Genomic DNA, 830 nt, shown 5'->3' with positions numbered 1-830 from the left:
AAGAACATATGGAGAATTATGAAAGATATCATTGATTATGATATTATATTAAAAGGTTATCCAGAATGAGAAAAATATCAACTTACTATTGAAAAATTAATAACGATGTACCGTAAAAAAGATGAGTTAATTAAACAAGTGATTGTAACTAAAAAATCTAAAAAGAGAATTAAACTTAAACCTGGAACTAATAATGTGCTTATCAAAAAAACTAATAATACACTCACTCAAAATAAAGAGAAAGGTAAGGTAGATATTGAAATTAGTAAATACACATTTACACAAGCCTTAAATGCTCAAATGGCAAAGGGGCTTCCAGTAGTTAATACAGGTGGTGGTTGGTTTGGTGCCAGTCGTGCAAAAGTAAGTACTGCTATGGATCCAAATAAAATATGGAGTGATAGTAAGCAAAAATATCAAATGTTGGATTTAGGTAAATATCATGGTGTATCTGTAGACAAACTTAATCAAATATTAAAAGGTAAAGGCAAGTTACATGGACAAGGGAAAGCATTTGCAGATGCATGTAAAAAGTATAATGTAAACGAAATATACTTAATTGCACATGCTTTTTTAGAAAGCGGATACGGTACATCAAACTTTGCTAGTGGTAGGTATGGCATATACAATTTTTTCGGTATTAATGCCCACGATAACAATCCAAACTTAGCAATTAGTTATGCTAAAAATAAAGGTTGGACTACACCTGCTAAAGGTATTCACGGAGGGGCAAAGTTTGTTAGAGAAAACTATTTTAATAAAGGAAAAAACACCTTATATCGTATGAGGTGGAACCCACGTAATCCAGGTACAATGCAATATGCTACTGA

The 830-nt window shown here is 31.4% G+C and carries 1 pseudogene; it reads left to right on the top strand.

The annotated features are described in order from the left end of the window. Window positions 1-830: pseudogene (locus ACF91D_RS30930) on the top strand (N-acetylglucosaminidase); the annotation flags it as partial.

Source organism: Staphylococcus sp. 231237_7MaSpsaltlick, assembly GCF_043107035.1.
The sequence above is the reverse complement of the archived record's forward strand: the minus strand, read 5'-3'. Positions and strand labels throughout refer to the sequence as shown.